This is a genomic window from Microcoleus sp. N9_A2 (assembly GCF_036701775.1).
Taxonomy (GTDB): Bacteria; Cyanobacteriota; Cyanobacteriia; order Cyanobacteriales; family Microcoleaceae; genus Microcoleus.
In genome coordinates this window covers 1-2,500 of the sequence record NZ_JAUBRH010000122.1, presented here as the reverse complement: position 1 = coordinate 2,500, position 2,500 = coordinate 1, and the positions used below count along the sequence as shown (strand labels likewise).

The window sequence follows — 2,500 nt, the reverse complement described above, 5'->3', positions numbered from 1 at the left end:
CCTGTCTGAATATGGGGGGACCATCCTCCAAGGCTAAATACTCGTAATCGACCGATAGTGAACCAGTACCGTGAGGGAAAGGCGAAAAGAACCCCGGGAGGGGAGTGAAATAGATCCTGAAACCGCATGCTTACAAAAAGTAGGAGCCCGCAAGGGTGACTGCGTACCTTTTGTATAATGGGTCAGCGACTTACATTCAGTGGCAAGGTTAACCGAATAGGGAAGCCGTAGAGAAATCGAGTCCGAATAGGGCGAATCAGTCGCTGGGTGTAGACCCGAAACCAAGTGATCTATCCATGGCCAGGATGAAGGTGCCGTAACAGGTACTGGAGGTCCGAACCGACTAGTGTTGCAAAACTAGCGGATGAGCTGTGGATAGGGGTGAAAGGCTAAACAAACTTGGAAATAGCTGGTTCTCTCCGAAAACTATTTAGGTAGTGCCTCAAGTATTACCGTCGGGGGTAGAGCACTGTTTAGGCTAGGGGGTCATGGCGACTTACCAAACCTATGCAAACTCCGAATACCGACGAGTACAGCTTGGGAGACAGAGCACCGGGTGCTAACGTCCGGACTCAAGAGGGAAACAACCCAGACCGCCAGCTAAGGTCCCTAAAATTGGCTAAGTGGGAAACGAAGTGGGAAGGCTAAAACAGTCAGGATGTTGGCTTAGAAGCAGCCATCATTTAAAGAAAGCGTAATAGCTCACTGATCGAGTCGTCCTGCGCGGAAGATGTAACGGGGCTAAGCCAGTTACCGAAGCTGCGGATGTGCAATTTATTGCACGTGGTAGGAGAGCGTTCTGTAGGCCTGTGAAGGTGTCTGGTAACGGATGCTGGAGGTATCAGAAGTGCGAATGCTGACATGAGTAGCGTTAAAGGGGGTGAAAAGCCCCCTCGCCGTAAGCGCAAGGTTTTCTACGCAACGTTCATCGGCGTAGAGTGAGTCGGCCCCTAAGGCGAGGCAGAGATGCGTAGCTGATGGGAAACAGGTCAATATTCCTGTACCGATCAATAGTGCGATGTGGGGACGGAGAAGGTTAGCTCAGCCAACTGTTGGATATGTTGGTTCAAGCCTGTAGTCGTGCCTGGTAGGCAAATCCGCCGGGCTTAGATGAGGGGTGATAACGAGTCTGCTTGCAGACGAAGTGAGTGATACCCTGCTTCCAGGAAAAGCCACTAAGCTTCAGCTATTGACGACCGTACCGCAAACCGACACTGGTGCGCGAGATGAGTATTCTAAGGCGCTTGAGAGAACTCAGGAGAAGGAACTCGGCAAATTGATACCGTAACTTCGGGAGAAGGTATGCCCCAAGTAGGTGAACCTGTACAAGGCGAGCCCAACGGGGTTGCAAAAAATCGGTGGCTGCGACTGTTTAATAAAAACACAGCACTCTGCAAACACGAAAGTGGACGTATAGGGTGTGACGCCTGCCCGGTGCTGGAAGATTAAATGATGGGGTGCAAGCTCTTGATTGAAGTCCCAGTAAACGGCGGCCGTAACTATAACGGTCCTAAGGTAGCGAAATTCCTTGTCGGGTAAGTTCCGACCTGCACGAATGGCGTAACGATGGCCACACTGTCTCCTCCTGAGACTCAGCGAAGTTGAAATGTTTGTGATGATGCAATCTCCCCGCGGAAAGACGGAAAGACCCCATGAACCTTTACTGTAGCTTTGTATTGGACTTTGAACAGATCTGTGTAGGATAGGTGGGAGGCTTTGAAGTGAGGTCGCTAGATCTCATGGAGCCAACGTTGAAATACCACCCTGGTGTGTTTGAGGTTCTAACCTAGGTCCATTATCTGGATCGGGGACAGTGCATGGTAGGCAGTTTGACTGGGGCGGTCTCCTCCCAAAGCGTAACGGAGGAGTTCGAAGGTACGCTAGTTACGGTCGGACATCGTGACGATAGTGCAATGGCATAAGCGTGCTTAACTGCGAGACTGACAAGTCGAGCAGATGCGAAAGCAGGACATAGTGATCCGGTGGTTCTGTATGGAAGGGCCATCGCTCAACGGATAAAAGGTACTCTGGGGATAACAGGCTGATACCGCCCAAGAGTTCATATCGACGGCGGTGTTTGGCACCTCGATGTCGGCTCATCTCATCCTGGGGCTGTAGCCGGTCCCAAGGGTATGGCTGTTCGCCATTTAAAGAGGTACGTGAGCTGGGTTTAAAACGTCGTGAGACAGTTTGGTCCCTATCTTCCGTGGGCGCTGCAGATTTGAGGAAGCCTGCTCCTAGTACGAGAGGACCGGAGTGGACACACCTCTGGTGTATCGGTTGTCACGCCAGTGGCATTGCCGAGTAGCTAAGTGTGGAAGAGATAACCGCTGAAAGCATCTAAGCGGGAAACTCGTTTCAAGATGAGATCTGCCGGGGCCTTGAGCCCCCTAAAGAGTCGTTCAAGACCAGGACGTTGATAGGTCAGGTGTGGAAGCGCAGTAATGCGTTAAGCTAACTGATACTAATTGCTCGTGCGGCTTGACCCTATAACTTTGAT

At 51.4% G+C, this 2,500-nt stretch carries 1 rRNA gene (cut by a window edge); it reads left to right on the top strand.

The annotated features are described in order from the left end of the window. Nucleotides 1-2,489, top strand: a 23S ribosomal RNA gene (locus QUA44_RS30055); it begins 390 nt to the left of the window's first position. Nucleotides 2,490-2,500 lie beyond the last annotated feature (11 nt).